The organism is Tunturiibacter lichenicola (assembly GCF_051013355.1).
Classification (GTDB): Bacteria; Acidobacteriota; Terriglobia; order Terriglobales; family Acidobacteriaceae; genus Edaphobacter; species Edaphobacter lichenicola_F.
The window spans coordinates 5446871-5466647 of record NZ_CP132944.1 but is presented as its reverse complement, the minus strand read 5'-3'; the positions used below and the strand labels follow the sequence as shown (position 1 = coordinate 5466647).

General features: G+C 53.0%; 16 protein-coding genes. 5 read left to right on the top strand and 11 right to left on the bottom strand.

Annotation, left to right across the window (positions count from 1 at the left end; all coding sequences use genetic code 11):
- Positions 1 to 167: 167 nt before the first annotated feature.
- From RBB82_RS22880 to treZ, 5 genes are all read right to left on the bottom strand, one after another.
- The gene (locus RBB82_RS22880) at positions 168 to 1382 is read right to left on the bottom strand and encodes a zinc-dependent alcohol dehydrogenase (RefSeq protein WP_433973033.1); all 1215 of its coding nucleotides are present in this window, start codon (positions 1380 to 1382) and stop codon (positions 168 to 170) included.
- 43 nt (positions 1383 to 1425) lie between these two features.
- Positions 1426 to 2088, bottom strand: a complete 663-nt coding sequence (locus RBB82_RS22875) for an SRPBCC family protein (RefSeq protein WP_433973032.1) — start codon at positions 2086 to 2088, stop codon at positions 1426 to 1428.
- Between the two features lie 61 nt (positions 2089 to 2149).
- Entirely contained in the window at positions 2150 to 2932 is a 783-nt protein-coding gene (locus tag RBB82_RS22870; protein WP_433973031.1) for an SDR family NAD(P)-dependent oxidoreductase, read from the bottom strand.
- 303 nt (positions 2933 to 3235) lie between these two features.
- Positions 3236 to 5419: a glycogen debranching protein GlgX gene (glgX, locus tag RBB82_RS22865; RefSeq protein WP_433973030.1), complete on the bottom strand. Its 2184-nt coding sequence runs from the start codon at positions 5417 to 5419 to the stop codon at positions 3236 to 3238.
- Positions 5416 to 7287 (bottom strand): malto-oligosyltrehalose trehalohydrolase, encoded by a 1872-nt coding sequence (treZ, locus tag RBB82_RS22860; RefSeq protein WP_433973029.1) that lies wholly within the window; start codon positions 7285 to 7287, stop codon positions 5416 to 5418. The genes glgX and treZ overlap by 4 nt, the downstream gene beginning before the upstream one ends.
- Before the next feature lie 483 nt (positions 7288 to 7770).
- On the opposite strand from treZ, the gene RBB82_RS22855 reads away from it, so the two are divergent.
- Positions 7771 to 8355: a hypothetical protein gene (locus tag RBB82_RS22855; protein WP_433973028.1), complete on the top strand. Its 585-nt coding sequence runs from the start codon at positions 7771 to 7773 to the stop codon at positions 8353 to 8355.
- Positions 8356 to 9121: 766 nt separating this feature from the next.
- Here the strand turns inward: RBB82_RS22855 and RBB82_RS22850 are convergent.
- Complete coding sequence (locus RBB82_RS22850; protein WP_433973027.1) at positions 9122 to 9541, bottom strand: hypothetical protein; 420 nt, start codon at positions 9539 to 9541, stop codon at positions 9122 to 9124.
- Between the two features lie 4 nt (positions 9542 to 9545).
- Positions 9546 to 9926 (bottom strand): DUF3147 family protein, encoded by a 381-nt coding sequence (locus RBB82_RS22845; RefSeq protein WP_433973026.1) that lies wholly within the window; start codon positions 9924 to 9926, stop codon positions 9546 to 9548.
- A 313-nt stretch (positions 9927 to 10239) separates the two neighbouring features.
- Here RBB82_RS22845 and RBB82_RS22840 point away from each other — a divergent pair, with 313 nt between their 5' ends.
- Positions 10240 to 11373 (top strand): DUF2252 family protein, encoded by a 1134-nt coding sequence (locus RBB82_RS22840; protein WP_433973025.1) that lies wholly within the window; start codon positions 10240 to 10242, stop codon positions 11371 to 11373.
- Between the two features lie 692 nt (positions 11374 to 12065).
- Here RBB82_RS22840 and RBB82_RS22835 read toward each other — a convergent pair.
- Complete coding sequence (locus RBB82_RS22835) at positions 12066 to 12485, bottom strand: pyridoxamine 5'-phosphate oxidase family protein (RefSeq protein ID WP_429634399.1); 420 nt, start codon at positions 12483 to 12485, stop codon at positions 12066 to 12068.
- Positions 12486 to 12917: 432 nt separating this feature from the next.
- Here RBB82_RS22835 and RBB82_RS22830 point away from each other — a divergent pair, with 432 nt between their 5' ends.
- Positions 12918 to 13124, top strand: coding sequence for a hypothetical protein (locus tag RBB82_RS22830; RefSeq protein ID WP_433973024.1), 207 nt, complete (start codon positions 12918 to 12920; stop codon positions 13122 to 13124).
- 311 nt (positions 13125 to 13435) lie between these two features.
- On the opposite strand, the gene alkB is transcribed toward RBB82_RS22830, so the two are convergent.
- Entirely contained in the window at positions 13436 to 14089 is a 654-nt protein-coding gene (gene alkB, locus RBB82_RS22825) for a DNA oxidative demethylase AlkB (RefSeq protein WP_433973023.1), read from the bottom strand.
- A 470-nt stretch (positions 14090 to 14559) separates the two neighbouring features.
- Here alkB and RBB82_RS22820 point away from each other — a divergent pair, with 470 nt between their 5' ends.
- Together RBB82_RS22820 and RBB82_RS22815 are read left to right on the top strand one after the other, a co-directional pair.
- The gene (locus RBB82_RS22820; protein ID WP_433973022.1) at positions 14560 to 15147 is read left to right on the top strand and encodes a ferritin-like domain-containing protein; all 588 of its coding nucleotides are present in this window, start codon (positions 14560 to 14562) and stop codon (positions 15145 to 15147) included.
- 1846 nt (positions 15148 to 16993) lie between these two features.
- The gene (locus RBB82_RS22815) at positions 16994 to 17392 is read left to right on the top strand and encodes a hypothetical protein (protein ID WP_433973020.1); all 399 of its coding nucleotides are present in this window, start codon (positions 16994 to 16996) and stop codon (positions 17390 to 17392) included.
- A 67-nt stretch (positions 17393 to 17459) separates the two neighbouring features.
- Here the strand turns inward: RBB82_RS22815 and RBB82_RS22810 are convergent, their stop codons facing one another.
- Both RBB82_RS22810 and RBB82_RS22805 read right to left on the bottom strand, forming a co-directional pair.
- A complete protein-coding gene (locus RBB82_RS22810; protein WP_433973019.1) occupies positions 17460 to 17819 on the bottom strand; it encodes a winged helix-turn-helix transcriptional regulator in 360 nt (119 codons plus the stop codon).
- Positions 17820 to 18129: 310 nt separating this feature from the next.
- Positions 18130 to 19728, bottom strand: a complete 1599-nt coding sequence (locus RBB82_RS22805; protein WP_433973018.1) for a ParB/RepB/Spo0J family partition protein — start codon at positions 19726 to 19728, stop codon at positions 18130 to 18132.
- Positions 19729 to 19777: the final 49 nt, after the last annotated feature.

Genomic DNA, 19777 nt, shown 5'->3' with positions numbered 1-19777 from the left:
TCGCTTATCTGGGAGATTGGGTTCGCCGCGCGTGTAACATCATGACAAGCCGCTTACGCGCCACTGCCCATCCTGTAGAAGAACAAGGGAGGCGATAAAGCGCGGTAGAGTCCAGATAGAACAAAGGGCCTTCATGATGGCCCTTTGTTTCCAGATAAAACTGCGAACTAAGCGACTCTGGCTCTAGTCTCTGCGCCGATGGTATCCCTCCAGGGATCGATCACGATCTTCGTCACGCCATCTTCTTTCTTTTGCCACTTGAAGTACATCTCTGGAGCTTGTTCGATGCCAATGCGATGTGAGATAAGAAAGCTCGGATCGATATGACCCTGCTCAATATGTTCCAGCAAAGGTTTAAGAAACTTATGCATATGGGTTTGGCCCATACTCATATGAATTCCTTTGCCGAACGCGGCCCCGAAATTGACCTTATCTAGAACGCCACCGTAGACACCCGGTATCGAGAGCGTACCGCCCTTGCGGATAGCCTGTATAGCCTGCCGCAACACGAACGGCCGGTCCGTCTCGAGCTTCAGCGTCTGTTTCACCTTGTCATAAATACCACCCGCCGAATGAGAGTGGGCTTCTATTCCGACGCAGTCGATACAGCTATCCGGGCCGATCCCGCCACTGAGATCTCGTAGGGCTTCAACTATCGAGACCTTGTCCTGACTATAATCAATGGTTGTCGCGCCGCACCCTCTGGCCAACTTCAGGCGTTCCGGGAAGCGATCAATTGCAATCACCTTTTCTGCGCCTAGCATGTATGCGCTCGCAATTGCAAAGAGCCCTACTGGGCCGCACCCCCAAACTGCGACGGTATCACCCTGCTTTATATTGGCGTTTACTGCTCCTTGGTAACCTGTTGGAAAGATGTCAGACAGAAATAGCACCTTCTCATCGGGAAGATCATTTTCGATCTTGATCGGGCCCACATCTGCAAAGGGAACGCGAGCATACTGCGCTTGGCCGCCGGCGTAACCTCCATAAATGTGAGAGTAGCCAAACAACGCCGAGCCTGAGTAGCCGTACATTGTCTCTGCTACATGTGCATTAGGGTTGGTGTTATCGCAAAGGCTCCAGAGATCGCTTTTGCAGAACAAACAGCTACCGCAAGCAATCGTAAAAGGTATGACGACTCGATCGCCAGGCTTAAGTCTTTTGACCTCGGTCCCGATCTCTTCAACGATGCCCATGAACTCGTGCCCGAGAATATCGCCGGACTCCATCGAAGGAATCAAGCCCGCATATAGGTGAAGGTCACTTCCGCAAATGGCTGTTCGTGTAACCTTGATGATTGCATCATGTGGGTTAATGATCTTCGGATCGTCGACATCGTGTACTTCGATTGATTGCTTTCCCATCCAACAAACAGCTTTCATAAAATCTCCAGTCGTGCGCTAATTGGCGCAATTACGATTCCGTTTAGGCTTGGTCATTACTGCCTGGAGGAGTTGGATTGGTCTCGCCGTACATCCACTCCTTGATGCCTCCACTGATGCCGCGAGGGCCATGTGGCTGTCCCTTCACAGACGGAATTTCCCCTGTCTCTACCATCTGTTTGAAGTGGCGCAGATCTTCGATTACTGTTTGTCTTGGGCTCCGTTTGGCGACTCCAGCAATGGCATTTCCAACTGTGCCTAAGGGTACGTTAGTGGACTGTATCAAGGTAACGAGAGTTCCCCGTCCTGATGCGGACGAACTAAACGTGACAGTTCCGCCCTGCTCCACATCGCCACCGATGGATTGCCACGAGATCTTTTCTCCTGGGATGTCTTCAGTTATCTGAGAGTCGAATTCGATGCGTTTCCCATCCTCGTCCTCGGGATTACCCATCACCCAATGGCTCTTCTGAGAATCGATTGGAGTGACGGAGACAACATGTTCCTGCCATCTGGGAATGAAAGTGACATCTCGCCAGAAGGCGTAGAGAGCCTTTGGGTCGCCCTGAATAGTCTGTACTGCCGACCCCGTGACGAGACCATTCTCTTTACCTTCGGGCATGGGCACGTAGTGCTCCCCGGTGGCCGGAATTGGGTGACCCGCTTCATCCGAACCCAGTTCTCTGTTCAAAATCCTAGTTATCATAAAACCTCCAATTCCATTCTGTTGTTCTTTGGGCAGCTTGTCTGTCGCACTGAAAGCGACTTCAGTGAACAGGCTTTGCAGACTTCTCATGCATGGCGGCCTTCACCGCATCAGGAACAAAGTTTGCGACTGCACCTTGCATTTTGGTCTTGAGGCTTGCGGCATAGACGTGCTTTTCGCCCTTCATGAGAGCGTCAAATCCCTGCTTCGCGACGTCGTAGGGTTCACTGTCCTTCTTTCCCTCTTGTCCAACCTGTGTATTGTCCATGCCAGCGCGGTGAAAGAAATCAGTGTCCACAGGTCCGGGCTGAAGCGCAGTGACCGTAACACCTGTGCCTTCGAGCTCGGCTCGCAAACTCTTCGCAAACGTGAGATCGAAAGCTTTTGAGGCTGCATATGCGGCTTCTCGCGGTGCGATCATTTCCGAGGTGATCGAAGCGGTGAAAAGAATTCTACCCTCGCCACGCGCCACCATATGCTTCACCACATGTTTTGCAATATGAAGAGTTCCCTCAACGTTCAAGCGCACGAGGTTGATCTCTTTCTCAAGATCCGTTTCCGCGAACAGGCCACCAACCCCTACCCCGGCATTTATAGCTGCAGCGTCCAGGGGCTGTCCGAGGGACTCGACAGCCTTCCAGAGCTCATCAACGCCCTCATAGGTCGCGAGATCCGCCTGTACCGCCAGTACGTTGACTCCCATTGCCTTAAAGTCGGCGTCGGCCTTTTCAAGACGGTCACCGTTTGAAGCGATGACCAGGTCAAAGCCGTTTTCTGCAAAGACCTTTGCCAGGTTATAACCAATTCCGCTTGATGCCCCAGTGACCAACGCTAGTTTTCCCATGTCAACTCCGTTTATTTATGTAAGTACTGGGCCTGACCTATAACGTCCGCGACGGCGAGCGATATGGGGCTGTGAGGTGTTCGGCCAAGTGATTCCTAACCTCTGTGTTGCATATGAGAGGGCCTCCGTTCTCTTGGTTGTACTGGTCTTCGAGGCACTGTTGAGCTCACACATATTTCAGCCTGCCGACTGACACAACCTCGAAAAAGTGCGCTTGGTGGAGTGTTCGGTTCGAACACCTATGCGGACAGAGCGAAGCGGAGCGCCGGCCGGGCTGCAACTCGCTCCCGGAATGGCACTGCTCTACGATTTCGGTGTTTCATCGGACAGTAGTTTGAGGGATCTGCCGCCCACAATGACCTTATCGTCCAGTACCACTTTAGCAAAGGGTTCATCAATGTTTTCCGTATCAATAACTTGGTTCCAATTGGAACCGGCCAGCGGCGGCGGTAACGTGAACTCAACACCTTCATGAGAAGCGTTGACGAGAATGAGAAAGCTATCGTCAATGACGGGCTTGCCTTCTTCGTTCGTGACCTGCAAGGTCTGACCGTTTAGGAGCAGACCGATAGAACGATTCCATCCTGCATTCCAAACCTCATCGCCGACTTGATTGCCGTCAGGGTTGTACCAGGCAATGTCCTGAATTACTGTGTTTCCGTCCTTCCTGCGAATTTCACGATCCTGGAAGAATTTACGACGGTGAAGATTGGGATGAGAGAGCCTAAGCTGGATAAGCTGACTGGTGAAGTCACGGAGACGCTTGCGAGAATCGTCCAAATCCCAGTCGTACCAAGTCAATTCATTGTCCTGGCAATAGCAATTGTTGTTGCCGCGCTGGGATCGGGCGACCTCATCGCCTCCAGCGAGCATGGGGACTCCTTGCGAAAGCATCAAAGTGCTAAGGAAGTTGCGGATCTGACGCTCTCTTAGCGTGTTGATTTGCGGGTCGTCCGTCGGTCCTTCAGTGCCCATATTCCAGGATTCGTTGTCGTTGGCGCCATCCTTGTTGTCGTCGTCATTCGCTTCATTGTGTTTTTCGTTGTAACTGACGAGGTCACACAGAGTAAATCCATCATGCGCAGTAATGAAGTTTATGCTGGCGTAGGGTTTGCGGCCATCAAATTGATACAGGTCACTCGATCCCGTTAAGCGGTTAGCAAAGTCAGATAGCTGACCAGCGTCGCCTTTCCAAAAACGTCGAATGGTGTCTCGATAGATCCCGTTCCACTCTGCCCACAGGACAGGGAATTGGCCTACCTGATAGCCGCCGTCCCCAACGTCCCACGGCTCTGCAATCAGCTTTACATCCGCCAGGGTGGGATCCTGATGGATCGTGTCGAAGAAGGAGGAGAGTCGGCTGACATCGTGGAGTTCACGAGCAAGGGTGGCGGCGAGATCGAAGCGGAACCCATCTACATGCATCTCGGTAACCCAATAACGCAGCGAATCCATGAGCATCTTTAACACTTGTGGGTTACGCACATTGAGGGTATTGCCGGTCCCGGTGTAGTCCATGTAGTGCCGCGGGTCCCCCTCCACCATGCGATAGTAGGTCGCATTGCAGACGCCCTTCCAGCTCAACATAGGGCCCATATGATTACCTTCGCAGGTGTGGTTGTAGACCACATCTAGGATCACTTCGATGCCGGCTGCATGAAGAGCCTTCACCATCTCTTTAAACTCACGCACCTGCCCCCCTCTGTCTCCCGTAGAGCTATACCGTGACATAGGGGCGAAATAGCCTAGCGTGTTATATCCCCAGTAATCGCTTAACCCCTTATCTACGAGATGTCCCTCATCAATAAAATGATGAACAGGGAGCAGTTCTATCGCCGTAATACCGAGTTTCCTAAAGTAATTGATGCTGGATTCGTACGCCAGGCCCGCGTAAGTCCCACGGAGGTTCTCAGGAACCATTGGATTGCGCACACTAAACCCCTTGACATGGACTTCATATATGACAGAGTCAGCTAGAGGTGTCTCCGGAGGGCAATCATCTCCCCAATCGAACTTACTCTCGATTACAACACTTCTGGGAACGCCGGCCGCGCTGTCCTGTTCATCAATCTTGCCATCGTCGCCCGACGCAAGATCATAGGGAAATATCGGGGCCCTCCAATCGACATTGCCCGATATAGCTTTCGCATACGGATCAACAAGCAATTTATTCGGGTTGAACCGGTGGCCTTGGTCAGGTTCCCACGGCCCATGTATGCGATAGCCGTAAAGTTGTCCGGGCTTGATATCAAGCACTAGCCCGTGCCACACGTAAGCCGTACGTTCACGCAAAGCAATACAGGCAGTCTGCGCGCCATCGGAGTTGAACAGGCACAACTCAACGCGGGTCGCATCTTGGGAAAAAATAGCGAAATTGGTGCCCTTCTTGCGAACCGTCGCGCCGAGAGGATAGGGCCTTCCTGGAAGAAGAGTGGGATATAAGTGGCTCTTCGATTCCTCTTTTTGGGGTGCCTCTAGAATTGTCATTTGTCCTCCTGAAACGACCACCTTATCGACCATGGTCGCATTTGACTTCCAAATTGTTCGGGACCTTCCTGCCAAACGGTTTTACCGCTTGCCTCGGGAAAGCCATCTGTCGAGTTGTCGGATAGATTGGCAGCGAGCATCAGCTGTCGATCACCACTACTATTCCAAAAACGCACTACGACGGCTCCAACACCAAGCACCTCATACATGCCCGCATCGCCGGCCATTTGAGCGATGTGCGGAACGATAAGTTCTTTACGTACTTTGAGGATCTTCGTGTACCAACCGAGCCACTGCGAGTGCACCTCTTCCTCGATCTGATGCCAATCGAGTTTTGCAGCGTTAAACGTTTCGATCGCCTGGGGATCTGGGATACGCTCCCGTTGATTCGGATCTTGAAACTCAGGAAAGTTGGCAAACTCTGCGCGACGTCCGATTCGGACCAGCTCGCCGAGTTCACCTTCGAAGTCACAGAAGAACGGAAACGGCTGAGAACTACCCCATTCTTCGCCCATGAATAGCATGGGGGTTTGCGGCAGAAGAAGATAGATCGCCGCAATAGCGTGAACGGCCTCCTGCGAAGCGATCGCGTTGATGCGTTCGCCGAATGCCCGGTTACCAATTTGGTCGTGATTCTGCATGAACGCTATGAAGGCTCCGGGGGGCAGTTCCGCAGAGGGCGCTCCTCGAGCTGAGTTTCTCGCGTGCATAATCTCACCCTGGAAGGCAAAGCCTTCGGCAAGCGCACGTCCCAGCTTCTCCGTATCGCCTTCGTAATCGCCATAATAGCCATTGGTTTCGAGGGTAGCGGCGGTGTGTAAAACGTGATGCATATCGTCGTTCCACTGCGCCGTGTAAGTGATCGGCTCGCCTCCCTCGCCGCGTCGCAAGAGATCCACCCGGTTGTCTTCATTCTCAAGAATGAGGTGGACTGGACGCGGCGAAGCAGCCTCACGCACCCGCTCCGCCAGCTCATTGAGAAGGTGCTTTGGGCCGTCATCCTTAATCGCATGTACGGCATCGAGCCGTAGTCCGTCCAGATGAAACTCCTCGATCCAGTAGAGTGCGTTCTGAATCACAAACTCGCGAACGTACTCGCTGCCATCGTTGTCGTAATTCACAGCGTCCCCCCAAGGAGTCTTATGACGATTGGTGAAGATTTGGGGAGCGTATTTCGGAATGAAATTCCCATCGGGCCCGAAGTGGTTATAAACCACGTCCAGTATCACCATCAGGCCCCTCAGATGAGCCTGTTCGATGAACCATTTGAAGTCTTCCGGGCGGCCATAGGAAGAGTCGGGAGCGTAGAGTAAAACACCGTCGTAACCCCAGTTACGTTTGCCAGGAAAGTCCGCCACGGGCATGATTTCGATAGCCGTCACCCCGAGAGAGACTAGGTGATCGAGTTTCGCGACCGCAGCCACGAACGTGCCCTCATCGGTGAAAGTACCCACGTGCAGTTCATAGACAACTGCTTCAGACCAAGGCCTATTGTGCCAGGCCGAATCGCTCCATTTAAATTCCGTTGGATCGATAACCTCGCTTGGCCCATGTACGCCGGTTGGTTGGAACCGTGAGGCGGGGTCGGGAACGAGGGATCCATCCGCGAGCGCGAAGCGATATCTGGTACCTGATCGCGCTTTGTTTGTGACGACTTCGTGCCACCCACCGGGCAGGCTATTCAGGGGGATGTACTCCGAGAACCCTTCTAGTCTCAGAAAAATCGACGTTGCAGACGGGGCCCAGATGCGAAATCGAACCTCGCCGTGGCTTTGTACTTCAGCGCCGTATTCCATGGCGTGGCATCTTGTCAGAAAACTGTCAGAAAACGGAACATCTATCTGTCCGTAAGAAGATGTAGTGGACATTCCAACGACCTCTTCTATTGGTTTTACGCGAGAGATGCGGGATAGGGCCGCTCTATCTCTCAACTTTAGCTATTAGTAACTTGGTTGAACAAACCGCGGAAAGCGTTGCATGCATCTCCAAGTTCGATCCTGTCAGGCGAATAAGTGCAGGACGTCCTTGGATGTATGGTCCGCTCACAACGCTGGTCAAGGTGTCCGAACCAAAAAGCGAATGTGTCAAAACGGGTCGGTAAAAAGTGCATCTCACTTGGGAACAGACCAACAGTTTCGAAAACCGACGCGAGGACCAACCCAATGCGCGCTTCAAACGCCCGTTCTCTTTACCTGTTTTGCTTGATGTGTGTATTAAGCGTTCTGGCTGGTGCGGAACCTGTCAGGGTTCGCTATGCACAGGGCTCCAGTCACGGATTTCTTGCGCTCAAGACTCTTGATGGTCGTTTGATCGCCACTGGAGAGTCAACACAAACCGTTCACGGTGGCCGTGTGACCTCTCGTCTTACCTTCCATTTTCTTGACGGCTCAATTGACGACGACGTTACGATTTTTACCCAAAGCAACACCTTCAGGTTGATCAGCGATCACCACATCCAGCGTGGCCCTTCCTTTCCGAAACCTATCGATTTCTTGATCGACGGGGAGTCAGGTCAGATCATCTCTCGGGATAAGGAAGGGAAGCTGACACAGGAACACTTAGATCTGCCTGGAGACGTTTCGAATGGGCTTCCGCCAAATCTGCTTCTAAATATCCTACCGTCCACTGTGGAAACAAAGATTTCCTACGTTGTTCCAGGCTCAAAACCTCGGGTGGTCCGTCTTTCGATCAAACCAACAGGAAGCCTTCCTTTCACAGTAGGCTCGCTGCGGAGGAAAGCCACGGACTTCACCATCCATGTTGAGTTGGGTGGCCTGACGGGAGTTGTTGCGCCGATCATCGGTAAAGAGCCTCCCGATTATCACATTTGGCTGCAGAACGGCACCCCTCCCGCGTTTGTTCGGGAAGAGGGACCGCTGTATGAGGGAGGGCCTATATGGAGAATAGAAGAAGTCAGTCCTACGTTTAGCCGCTGAATAAATGCACTACCCGTGAGATTCGCTTATAAGCATGTAGCACGCAAACGCAACACTCCTTGGGTTGGTCAGCATCACACCGCGACATGTCTTCTCTTAGGTTAGAACCTTCTCCGCACCATGATGATCTTTATGGTGCTCTCCGAGACATCACGCTAAGACCCTTCAAAACGCTCAAACCCCCATGGAGTTGGAAGGCAGCGATCCTTAGCGCACTGCTCCGCGGAGTGACGTTCTACATTAGCAATTTGCGCTCAGGCCCCGACCGAGCTGCCGCTGCGATGATAGTCGAAGCCATCTTCGCGGTTTTCGCATCTGGTTTGATAGGAGCGGTTTCCCAACGGCTGAGGGGGTCCCAGCCAGTGTTAGCAACCGCGACGGTTGTGTGTCTTGGGCTACCGGCTTTGATGGTCATGGCTCAACTCGGGGTGCACCAAGCCGCTCGCACTCCTCACGTGGGCGCGGGCGTGTTAGTGTCGTTTTGCCTCGCATCCGTTTCAACAGCTTTCAGTTGGTATGCGATGCGACATGGATCATTGCTTGGCGGAGCGGACAGTACTACGCTCGCTCATGACATCGTTAATCTGCCAGGAATAACCGTCAGCTTTGTCACTTCGGTTCCTCGGGCCTTGATCAATCTTTATCGTTCGAATCACGGGACACGGGACTAGGGTGGGGCTCCGTGTCGGACAGGCGTAGAAATTACCTTGCATTTTCATTAGGGCACTCATGCCCGATCACTATTTCTGGTTGGGTCTTCCGAGGGTTACAGTCTCTCCCGCGCCCACCAGAAAAGTCCGGCCACCACGATCCACGCCCCCGCGGCGATGAAGAGCATCAGTGAGAAAGTATGGGTCGGTAGCCCCCGCCACAGTACCATTGCGAATCCGACTAACCCAACCGCCCCTACCGAACCGCCGGCCGCCTCTACACCGGCTTCACCCCGTGCGGAACGGATCCCTAACTTGCCGGCCAACGCTTCTCGTTGCGTTTTATGCTTCTCGACTAGGCTGACTCCTGCGGGAAAGATCCCCGGAAAAGCCAGGAATAGGCCGCCCACCACCGGCCCGTAGTGGTCCGCGATAAGCCCTGCAAAGACCGTCACTAAACCACCGAAGAGGAACCGTGAAGCATACTCAGTCGGTTTGGTCTCTTTCAGGGAATCGAACCTTAGCTTTAGCCGCATCTTCTTATCTCCGCAGCCAGAGCGCCCATAGGGCTGCTGCCGTTGCAAACCAGACTGGCATCAATGTGATGGCGGCCACCAGCGATTTCGGCCGCCAACGCACGAGTGTAAAGCTCACACAACACGCATAGACGAAAAACGCGATCGCGCCAGCAACCATAGACCGAGCCTCTATCGCGATATACGCGGCACCGTGTTTATGCAACGTCAATGACAGCGTCGCAAACGCAATGGTCGGAGCGGCGGCGAACACTCCTCCAAGCGACTCCGGTTTTATCATGTCGCCAAGGATTGCAAACACGCTCACCACTAGGCCGCCTATTAAAAATCGCAATATCGTGTCCATCACCTCTGTCGCCTCCTTCGTCCCACTCAGTAATTGCAAGGTCGCTCTTTCCCTAGCAACTGAAAATGCTCCTCGCCACGGGGTTGGTTAATCCTTTCGTGAGATATTTATGCCGGCCCTTCGTATTGGGTTGCCTGTCAAACACCCACATTTCGGAGCGCAGATGGGAATTCAGGTCTGAACCTCAAAACGAGGCCCTGCCCTCTGACCCTTGCCGGTCCACCTTCCTCGCGACCAGGAATCAACATTCGACCGGTCGAACCCCGCCTATCGTTGAGCTACGAAACAACTTAAAAGAAAAGAATCGCGTCCCACGCGTTGATTCACATTCTATTTACAATGCAGGGCGGAAATGACTAAGACTCGGATGGGTAAGGCACGGGTTGGAAAAACGTCCAAGACCGGTGGGTTGAACATACGGGAGGCAACCGCCAGCTACGAACATTGGATGCGAAGATGTACGACGGTAATTTCGTCGGATCTTCGTTCAAAGCATGAACAGATGAAAGAGAGTCCCTTCCTTTTCTTGCGGGGAACCTTCTACAGGTGGGCTCAACAATGGTCGTCGATCTGTTCCGATTTGTGCGACGCACCAGAGGTTCTCGCTGTCGGCGATCTGCATGTGAACAGTTTTGGGACTTGGCGAGACGTGGAGGGCCGGCTCTGTTGGGGAGTCGACGATTTCGACGAGGCTTTCCGCTTGCCTTACACCAATGACTTGGTCCGACTAGCGGCCAGCATGAAGATCGTCATCGACGCGGAAGGTTTGTCAATCAAGGTGAAGGCAGGCTGCGACGCTATTTTAGAGGGATATGTCCGGTCTCTCAGGGCAGGCGGCTGCCCTCTGGTTCTCGCGGAACGTGAACAAAAGCTCGGTAAACTCGGCATAGACAGTTTCAAGCCGCCAACCGATTTCTGGGACAAACTAAATCAACTGCCGCCTATACGTCAGGAGCTTGCTCCTGATGTAAGGCGGGCGCTGGAAAAGACCCTTCCAGACCCGCAAATGGAATATAAAGTCGTACGTAGACAAGCGGGACTAGGCAGCCTTGGACAGCAAAGATTTGTGGCGATCGGCGAGTGGCGCGGAGGTTATGTCGCACGAGAGGCGAAGGCTGTGCTGCCGTCTGCCTGCGTCTGGATGACGGGCGAGGTCGGCCATAGCCAGTCCAACTACGAAGATGCGATTTCTTCCGCGGTACGTTCCCCGGACCCTTTCCAGGTCGTTCAAGGATCTTGGCTAATTCGTCGCCTTTCGCCGGACTCAAATCCCATTGATATTCAAACTCTGCCCAAGCATAGTGACGAGCAAATGATTCTTGAGGCGATGGGTGCGGAAGCGGCAAACGTCCATCTGGGGACGAAGCGACATGCCACCCGCGTTTTGAAAGACTTGAGTAAAAGGAAAGCGAATTGGCTGCGCGACTCTGCAAATCACATGGCCGCAGCCGTGGAGAAGGACTGGAAACGTTATAAAAAGTTTTGAGTTCGAACGCAAGATTTGCTGGACAAGAATCAGTTCGCTACGAAAACCAAGTATGCAGAGTTCGCCAACTGAGTGCGACAGCCCTGTCGTATCCTACTTTGTAGGATCTAGCGGAACTTGTTAGCCTCATAGCAGTCAAGGTCGTTGCCCATTGACCTCTCCATTCTTCGCGGCATCATGTAGCTAGTGGGATGGCAACCTTTCTCTTCGTGGAAACATCCTTCAAAATTGCGCCTATCGGAAAATAGAAAAGTGTATTTCTCTAGAGGAGAGACTAGAAATGGTGCGGCCGGAATGCTTCAAAGCCCCTTATGTGACGTCACGCAATGTGCCCTATGGTCCTGCCGGGACGTGGCCAACAGACAACTTCTTGGGCGGAGGTGTACTCGCAAAAGGTCAAACAGTTTGGTTAAAATGTACGCGCGACAAAGGATCCGCGGAGACTCTCGTTCCCGCATTTGTAGAGCATCTCGGTCCTATAGTGGTTGACGCGCGTTTTCTAGTTGATCTCGGCCAGCACGTCACATCCTCGCTGCAAAAGTGGAGAGAGAACAGCCCCATCGACCAAGAAGCACGCTATAGACATCGTGGCACTGCGTCGAAATAGAGAGTCGTCGACCAGAGCGCTTCCATTGGCAGCGCTTGGTGAGAGCATTCTGTCTTTTGCAAGCTCTAACAATTACGACTTGAGGCTAACCTTTCACTTCGCCTTCGTCCTCACCGTCCCAATACTTGATGCGCTGCGCATGCGCTTTGATCAGTACAATCCCCGGCGTTTCGATGCCTTGTTCAAACCATCGTTCCAGGTCGGCATTCCAATGCTTCTCGAATAGCGCCTTATCCCGGACCAGCTCGGCTATCGCTTCAATCGATATAAATAGCGGAGGCTTACCTAGAATCCCGGCTTTCCCTTGCAAAGAGAGGCCCACTCGCGGATCGCGCTGAATATCCGCTACCATTCGCGACGTTTCCCAAGTGAAGAACCACGAATCTCCGTCATACTCGACATCACCGTTGTTACTCATCGGTCGTGCTCCAATTTCGCCGTCATCGGCCCGCGTGGATAGCATGGTGAAGTCAATATCAGCTACCTTTTTTGCTAGATCTTTCATAGACATTCCACTCATCAAGTCACCTCAAATGTTGTTCGGTTTCATTGCAAAGCTGGAGCAGGGTCCTCCGGTTACGCGCGATTCTCATTCACCGGAGACAAGCAAGAGAAATCGCGAAAATCCCGCTCCCCTGCCAGCCTTTAATCATTGATGCGTTTGCACATCAACACGAAGGTAGATGCGGTTTTAGAAAGCAACGTTTGGACCACAAGAGAGCAATCACTCACCGTTTCACCAAATCGACATAATCTACCGAACAATTCAGTTTGACTGATAGTGCATGCTGGTTTCCATTGGACCCGGTTGCTGCCGAGTAGCCGTGACAGGTGTTAGCATTTCGGAATGCTCTATCGGCTGTCTTTCAGCAAAACACATGAGGGTCTACTGCGAGTCAGCGCTAGCGCCGGGCGGATTTCAGAGCAGGTCATTTCGATGTACGACGACGATCAGGTGTTTCTAAACCTGGTCGGTCATGCTGGACTGAGCCCAGAGGTCGAACAGGCAATTCGAACGGCGGTTCAGATTGGCTTTGGTCCCGCTAAGACCCCTTCATGCTGCGAAGAAGTTGAGTTGAACGACGATCAACTCGCGTTACTCCGGCTCGGCACGGCACGTCGACTTCATCCTTCGGCTGTCTAGCCGTAGGTATTGACGTGGCGTTCAATCGCTCGGAGCGAGAAACTTCTTCGTTGCTTCGGATGGCGTGTAAATTTCACCGTCGATCAGCATGCGGCCAGTGTATGAGCCCCACGACCAGCAAACTCCCATGCGACTTCGTGCCCTTTGCGCACGAGGTTTGCCCACTTGGTCTGCTTGGAAGCGTTCTGCTCAAGCCAGAAATTCCCTTCATTGTCCACAAAGGAACGCAGCTGCCCATGCCCCGTTATGTCTGTCCAGGTCGACATGTCCTCGAGCCTCGGTTCCATGATCTTATGGTAAATCTGGGCGTCCTATCGGGCCTTGCGGAAGGTTAAGTTATAGCGGTGTCCGCCAAAGAGTGGATGAACACCGTTTTTTAGCGGCATTACGCCGTGATAACGCATGCGTGCCGGGCCTCCCCACACCAGGACATCACCATGAACAACTGGAATGCGAACGGTCTTATCTGAACGCTGATCTCCCCCGAACAGAAACATCGCAGGGAGACCGAAAGAGACCGAGACAATGGGTGCGGTGAAATCGAGCTCATCCTTATCCTGATGCAGACTAAGCTTGGCGCCTGGCTCATAGCGATTGATGAGACAGCCTTCCGGCACAAATTCTGGAAATCCAGCTTCACTAGCCGAGCGTTGCGCCAGTTTCAAAAACAATGCGGGCATCGCTGGCCAAGGTGATCCCGTGTCTGGATCGAGAGAGTCGTATCGGTAACCTTTCCGATCCGTAACCCAACCCAAAGCGCCGCAGTTCGTCATGGCAACGGACATGCGAAAGCCGCCCGGTGTCGTCATATGTCGGAAAGGCGACTGGCCGGCAATCTCTAACAAGGCATTTTGGATGAATGCCTCATACTGAAGGGCGAACCCTTCCAGAATTGCAGTGCCCGGCCCTAGATAGTCGCGGGGATATGCATGTTTGGAATCATCCTCAAAGAGAGGAGCTGCCATCCTCATTCCGTCATCCTTTTATCGCAACTCTTTCTGGTTGCAGATTGGCTCTCTGGTCTAGCGGCGCCGCAGGAGGAAAACCACAAGGAGAATGATTACTACCAGGCCTAACCCGCCGGGCCATAAAAACGCGCCTCCATTGCTCGAAACTCCAGCGACCAGACATCCGGATAGGGCAGTCAAGCCGACTAGGCTTGCTACAGCCGTCAGTGCGATTCGAACAAAAGGTTTTCTAAGTGATCTATGCGACATAGAGTTTTGCTTCCTTTTCATCGAGCGTTCGTTGCTTCGTCAGTCTACCGTCTACTTCAGCACGTATTAGTCTGACTCACTAAGAAACACATCTTACGGTCACAATTTGCTGTTTTTTTGCATCTCAGATTACGAAAGCACGGAGCCGCTCCGGTGTAGTTTTACGGGATACTCGGCTTTCTGACATCCAAATTCAAAGCGAAGAAAGTAGGTCACCTGTGGCACTAAACGACGTTTTAGTTGACGAACTCCGAGACATGTATAGCGCGGAAAATCAGTTAGTAAAAGCCCTCCCGAAGCTGGCCAAGGGTGCAATCAACCCGCAACTGAAAACCCTCTTCACGGCTCATCTGGAGGAGACCAAGGGACAAGTCCTACGGCTGAAACAGGTATTTGAGATTCTTGAAGAAAAGCCGACCGGCGAGCACTGCAACGGAATGGAGGGTGTCATCGAGGAAGGTGCAGATGCGCTGGAAAAGGATGAGGAAGGTCCATCCTTTGACTCCGGCATTGTGGGAGCGGCACTCAGAACCGAACACTACGAGATTGCGGGATACACTGCAACCATCGCAATGGCTCAGGCGCTGGGTCTGAAGGACGTTGTATCTCTGCTCACGCAGAACCTCAATGAAGAGCTCAATGCAGCGAAGAATATCTTGGCCGCAGCGAAGCCTATTTTGCAAGAGTCTGCAAAACAGCCCGAAGAAGAGGAGAAGAAGCCGAAAACTTCGAAGGAGAAAGAATCCGCTCGGAAGAGTCGTGAGGACGAGAAGAAAGCCGCCCCTACACTCAGACGCAATAGGTAAAGCAAATCTAAAGAGGTGGTCTCGAGGCCACCTCTTCACATTTAGGTGATGACCTCAAAAATGCGACTGTTGTTCTGGCCCTCGATGACATACACGTTTGAATCGGAAGTTGTTCCCGACGATTGCACCCGCTGAATTGGCATCCAACGTAATAGCTATGGAAAAGAAGAGACTCGCACCATCCAACTCGCGGACTCAAACAGAACTTACACGGCAAGTCTTTCACCTTCACCGCCTTGAAACGCTACTCCACACGATGCGATGCATCGCGCAATATGAAGATGTCCTTTGCGAGCTGTCCCACGAAATTAGAACTGCAGGCCGTGTTTCAAATCAGGCAAGCGCTGAGCTCCGCAGCATCGTTGACAGTCTACCGTTGGAAGACTACATGCACGATCTGAATTCGGTAAGAGCGATCTTTGTCGAGGTGAAACCACCGAAGCCTTCGAGCTTAAAGAGAAAGACAAAGCCGGGCAAACTTCGCAAACGCTATGAAGCTGCGGCCAAAACAAAAGCCACAAAGAAGGCCTCGAGGTAGCAAGCTTGAACGCGAAGTTAGTTCGTGGCGAGACCGGTCAGGACCTAGTTTGCAAGGCTTCGCAAACGTTGAGAGCGGTATGTTGACCGAGGTCCGCGTTGAGAATATTACTCATTATCGAATGGTCTCGGATCTTCGACGTGTTCTGCCTTCACATGATTGTCTAGGGAAGCCTTACAGTGCAAATCTGCTGACGATGGTTCTCTTGTTCTGAACGCATTGCCGCCTATTCGTGTGGATAGGTCTTGTTGAGGTCGGCAAATTGAATCTTGCATTCAATCGCGTCGATCTCCCTCTCAGCATCGTGTATCTCTTTGAGCAACGGTTCAATCGATGGTTTGCCCACATACCCTCCGTACATATTGAGGCTTGGTTAAGCGTTGGAGGAGTTTCCAGGATGGCGCTTCACGATCATTGCGCCACCGCACGTCTTACATTTCTTATTTCTGATGCTCTCCGGCCGGTCGTCCACGGTCTCGGTCTTTCCACACCCGACGCACGTTATGACAATTTCGCTCATAAAACCCTCTGCAGTAGACCAAATATTCGATTGCATTCGCGAAGCGCCGATCGTCTTTGATCCGAAACCGCATCCACCACTCTCGTGTACTCGACACTTTTGGGACAGGTACATCGGCCGAGGACGAGAGTCTGGCGCACGAGCTCACGATAATCAGCTTCAGACACCAAATAATAGGCTTCCAATTCAGTACGGGACTTGGAAAGCATTGAAGCCTTATTAGGCTAGGAAAGCAGGCCCAGGTGGGTTGGGTTGGCTAGTTGGAAGTGGCATTCGGGTCAATACCTGCAGCTCACTTCGATTTGGTAGCCATTCTAACGCATGGTACGAAGGTCCTACTAAGCAGATTTGCGCTTCATTGGGTCTTGTGGGTTTCATCAAAGCTAGACCCTTTATTTGGTAACTCTTTGAAACAAATGGCGTGTCAATTCACGTCGACGGTGATGCCGCTTATTCTGAATTCCACTGGGAGTTTCGCGCGACAATGCGAAAAGACAAATTAGCCGTAAAGATGCGTCGAAAACCCTGGTCTAGCGCAAAGAAGCTGGGCGCGGGCGTCTGGTTCATGTCCATTACTCTGAAGATCGCCAGGCCGTCCCCTAAACGGTTGTCAGTCCTCAGCCACGTCGCCGACGAGAAGCCGACTTTCTGACGTGCTTTTGGCCGAGTATCGGAAGCCTGCCACGATAGCTGCAACGAGAAACTGCGAATCAGCATCCGAAGGAAAATGTCAGAGATAGATAAAATCAATGAACTGCCTGAGCCAGACGAGGTGTCTGGAGTCCACGATGACTCTTTGGAGTATGACGCCGGTTTCCAAGCAGGCAAAGCTGGTAAACCGAGTGACGGGAAGACCGTGGACTGGCACCGGGGCTGGGCAGACGCCCAAGAATAATTTTCTGCGATCAGATTCCGCAACCAACGGTCGCCCCAAGGTGCACAACTACGAGGTTATGCTTACCTCGCCCCTCGTGGCCGTAACGGCCTTTCTGATAAGAGTCTCAAGCACCTTGACCGGTAGCAGGGAAGTGTCGGCGGCCGACCGTGCACGAGTGACCATGCCCGACGACTTCCGGGATCGATTGAACGGGGAACTAACACCCGGTGTCACGCTGGTGGTCACGGCGGATTCTCTTCGGGCGGGAGAGACCGGTAAGAGCCTAACCGTTATCGAGGCCGATACGTAAGGTCGGAGGTTCGGAATGTCCATCAGTAATGGACTTGGAGCGCCCGAACTGCGTATCGACGATTGAGTTACGGTATCTCTCCTCCGTTGTCATGCTGCGTTGGTAGCACTGTTTCGTATACGGTCTGCCATTGCGCGAGAGAATCGAGAAGCTGATAGGTGCCTAATTTGACCGGCTCGACTAGATCGTATTCGACGTGGCGAATTTGACCACCTAAGTCGGTCCGGCTGATGAGGCCCGCTGATTCAAGTTTGCGAAGGTTTTCCGTCAGAACTTTTTTAGAGGCTGACGGAATCATGCGACCGAGGCGACCCAGACGGACCGGCCCCTTCCTCATGACGCAAAGAATCTGTATTCTCCATTTTCCTTGCAAAAGTTCAATTGCGGATGCGGCGGCGCAAGAATACTCAGTTTGTTTGTCTCGCATAGGGCCCCAAAAGCAGAAATTTGTAACAAAGAATTAGGTATTCAAGAGACGGCAAAAAGGAAAACGATCCATGTCAACTTCCTACTGAAATTACCATGAGTTGGCGGAACGCGAGCCGAATTAACTCTCTTACAATGATGTCTGATAGCTTCTGCAATCTCAGTGCCAAAGATTTCGCTAGCGAGGTCTAATGGGCTAGTCGAGTTCTGGCCCAGTACGACCTTGGTCGTGACGTATCGGAAAAGCGGTCTCGCCTTGCTCTGCGATAGAACAACGAATTTGGGGAGCCTTGCGGCTCCCCCAGTAGGCCTCAAGCTGCTTTGCGACTCTTGCCCCCTCCCGAAGACACGGTCTTCGTCTCCTTTTTCGCTTTCTCCTTGGCCGCAAACTCCTGCTTCACCTTGAGGGCGATCCCGTCGGTATCTATCTTGTAAGCCAGTGCCGCATCCTGTAGAGAACTGGTTCCGTTGCTGCTGCGTCTCGCCGCAATCAAGACGCTGACCTCGACGAGCAAGCGAGAGAGCGTTCCTTCATCGGCACGACGGAGGAAGGCAGCAAACAGCTTCCCGATCATGTCGGTTTCGCGATCTTTGCGAATGCCGTGCTGCCGCGCCAAGGCTTGCAGCTGTCCCTCGCTCACCAGCGGAAAAGTCTGCGTGAGAACAAACAGCAGGTCGCGCTTCAACAATCGTACGGGTACGGCATTGCCAATCGCCTTCAACACGCGAAGGGCTGTGGTGTTGGCGATGGCTTGCTCTTTACGCTGCTTCTCCTGTTCGGCCTTCCAGTTCTTCTCCTCGCGGTTGTTTGCGGCCTTGGGGTGATGCACGGAACAGGCGAGATTGGCACACACTTTGTGAACGGTACCAACATCGCTACCGTCGGTGATGATGGCGTCGGAGGTGTACTTGCACACCTTGAACTCCGGACGGTTGGCCTCGTCTTTGTTTTTTGGTTTCTCGTCCCGGATGGCGGTGTACTGGTTGCGCGGGAGAACCTTGCTGCCTTCCGGCCGTTTGCCATACGCGGTACTGATCTGTACCAGTTGTGGCTTCGCTGCGATCTGCTTTCCGAGATGCGCACTGACCTTGGCCTGATAGCAGTTCGGATCGGTGCAGGCATCCTGTTTGCCAAGATCGGCAAAGAGCAGCTTGTTGTGGCCGGTGCGTTTGGGGCAATCGACACAGCTTCCGGCGATCGCCACCAAATGCGCATCCCGTTTATCGAAGGGCGCATCCTTGAGAAAGAGCAAGATGTTCTGCTCGATCCAGAACTGCAAGCTTCGAACCGGAAGCAAGATGCGCTTGGCTTTGCGGTCGCTCGATCCACTCCAGTCTTCGCGGAAGCAAGCCGAGAGCGCTTGTTCCTGCTGATCGGCTGGCAGCTTCGCCAGCAGGAGAGCATGGCCAACACCGATTTCGTCGCGATAGAAGGCTTCTGCTGCGACCGGCACTAGGTCCATCAGCTTGAGCCGAGCGGCGACGAAGGCCGGTGGCTTGCCTGTCTTCGCCGCGATCTGTTCGATAGAGTAGGTCGGTTCGTCGAGGTCGAGAAGCGCCTTGAAGCCTTGCGCTTCCTTCATCGGGTGAACGTCGGCGCGAATCAGATTCTCGACCAACTGCGCTTCGAGGGCTTGCGCATCGTTGAGTTGGACGATGCGAACGGGAATGGTGTCAGCCTCAGCGATCTGCGCGGCGCGATAGCGCCGGGCTCCGGCGACGATCTCGAAGCCCTTCTCCGTCAGCGGCCGCACGAGCAAGGGCGAGAGAACGCCGTGGGTGCGGATGCTTTCGGCCATTTCCTGCAAAGCGGCATCTTCAAAGATGCGGCGTGGATTGGTTTTGGACTCACTGAGAAGTGACAGAGAGACGTTGCGGTACTCGGTGGCGTTGCAAATGGTGGTTTCCATGATGCATGGCTCCTTTCGAGCGGTGAACGAGTGAAGGACATAGAGCGGA

Excerpts from the sequence above, each read along its gene's own strand:
- RBB82_RS22880 (WP_433973033.1), bottom strand. The coding sequence starts at position 1,382 with ATGAAAGCTGTTTGTTGGATGGGAAAGCAATCAATCGAAGTACACGAT.
- RBB82_RS22875 (WP_433973032.1), bottom strand. The coding sequence starts at position 2,088 with ATGATAACTAGGATTTTGAACAGAGAACTGGGTTCGGATGAAGCGGGT.
- RBB82_RS22870 (WP_433973031.1), bottom strand. The coding sequence starts at position 2,932 with ATGGGAAAACTAGCGTTGGTCACTGGGGCATCAAGCGGAATTGGTTAT.
- glgX (WP_433973030.1), bottom strand. The coding sequence starts at position 5,419 with ATGACAATTCTAGAGGCACCCCAAAAAGAGGAATCGAAGAGCCACTTA.
- treZ (WP_433973029.1), bottom strand. The coding sequence starts at position 7,287 with ATGTCCACTACATCTTCTTACGGACAGATAGATGTTCCGTTTTCTGAC.
- RBB82_RS22850 (WP_433973027.1), bottom strand. The coding sequence starts at position 9,541 with ATGCGGCTAAAGCTAAGGTTCGATTCCCTGAAAGAGACCAAACCGACT.
- RBB82_RS22840 (WP_433973025.1), top strand. The coding sequence starts at position 10,240 with ATGACTAAGACTCGGATGGGTAAGGCACGGGTTGGAAAAACGTCCAAG.
- RBB82_RS22835 (WP_429634399.1), bottom strand. The coding sequence starts at position 12,485 with ATGAAAGATCTAGCAAAAAAGGTAGCTGATATTGACTTCACCATGCTA.
- RBB82_RS22830 (WP_433973024.1), top strand. The coding sequence starts at position 12,918 with ATGTACGACGACGATCAGGTGTTTCTAAACCTGGTCGGTCATGCTGGA.
- alkB (WP_433973023.1), bottom strand. The coding sequence starts at position 14,089 with ATGGCAGCTCCTCTCTTTGAGGATGATTCCAAACATGCATATCCCCGC.
- RBB82_RS22815 (WP_433973020.1), top strand. The coding sequence starts at position 16,994 with ATGACTCTTTGGAGTATGACGCCGGTTTCCAAGCAGGCAAAGCTGGTA.
- RBB82_RS22810 (WP_433973019.1), bottom strand. The coding sequence starts at position 17,819 with ATGCGAGACAAACAAACTGAGTATTCTTGCGCCGCCGCATCCGCAATT.
- RBB82_RS22805 (WP_433973018.1), bottom strand. The coding sequence starts at position 19,728 with ATGGAAACCACCATTTGCAACGCCACCGAGTACCGCAACGTCTCTCTG.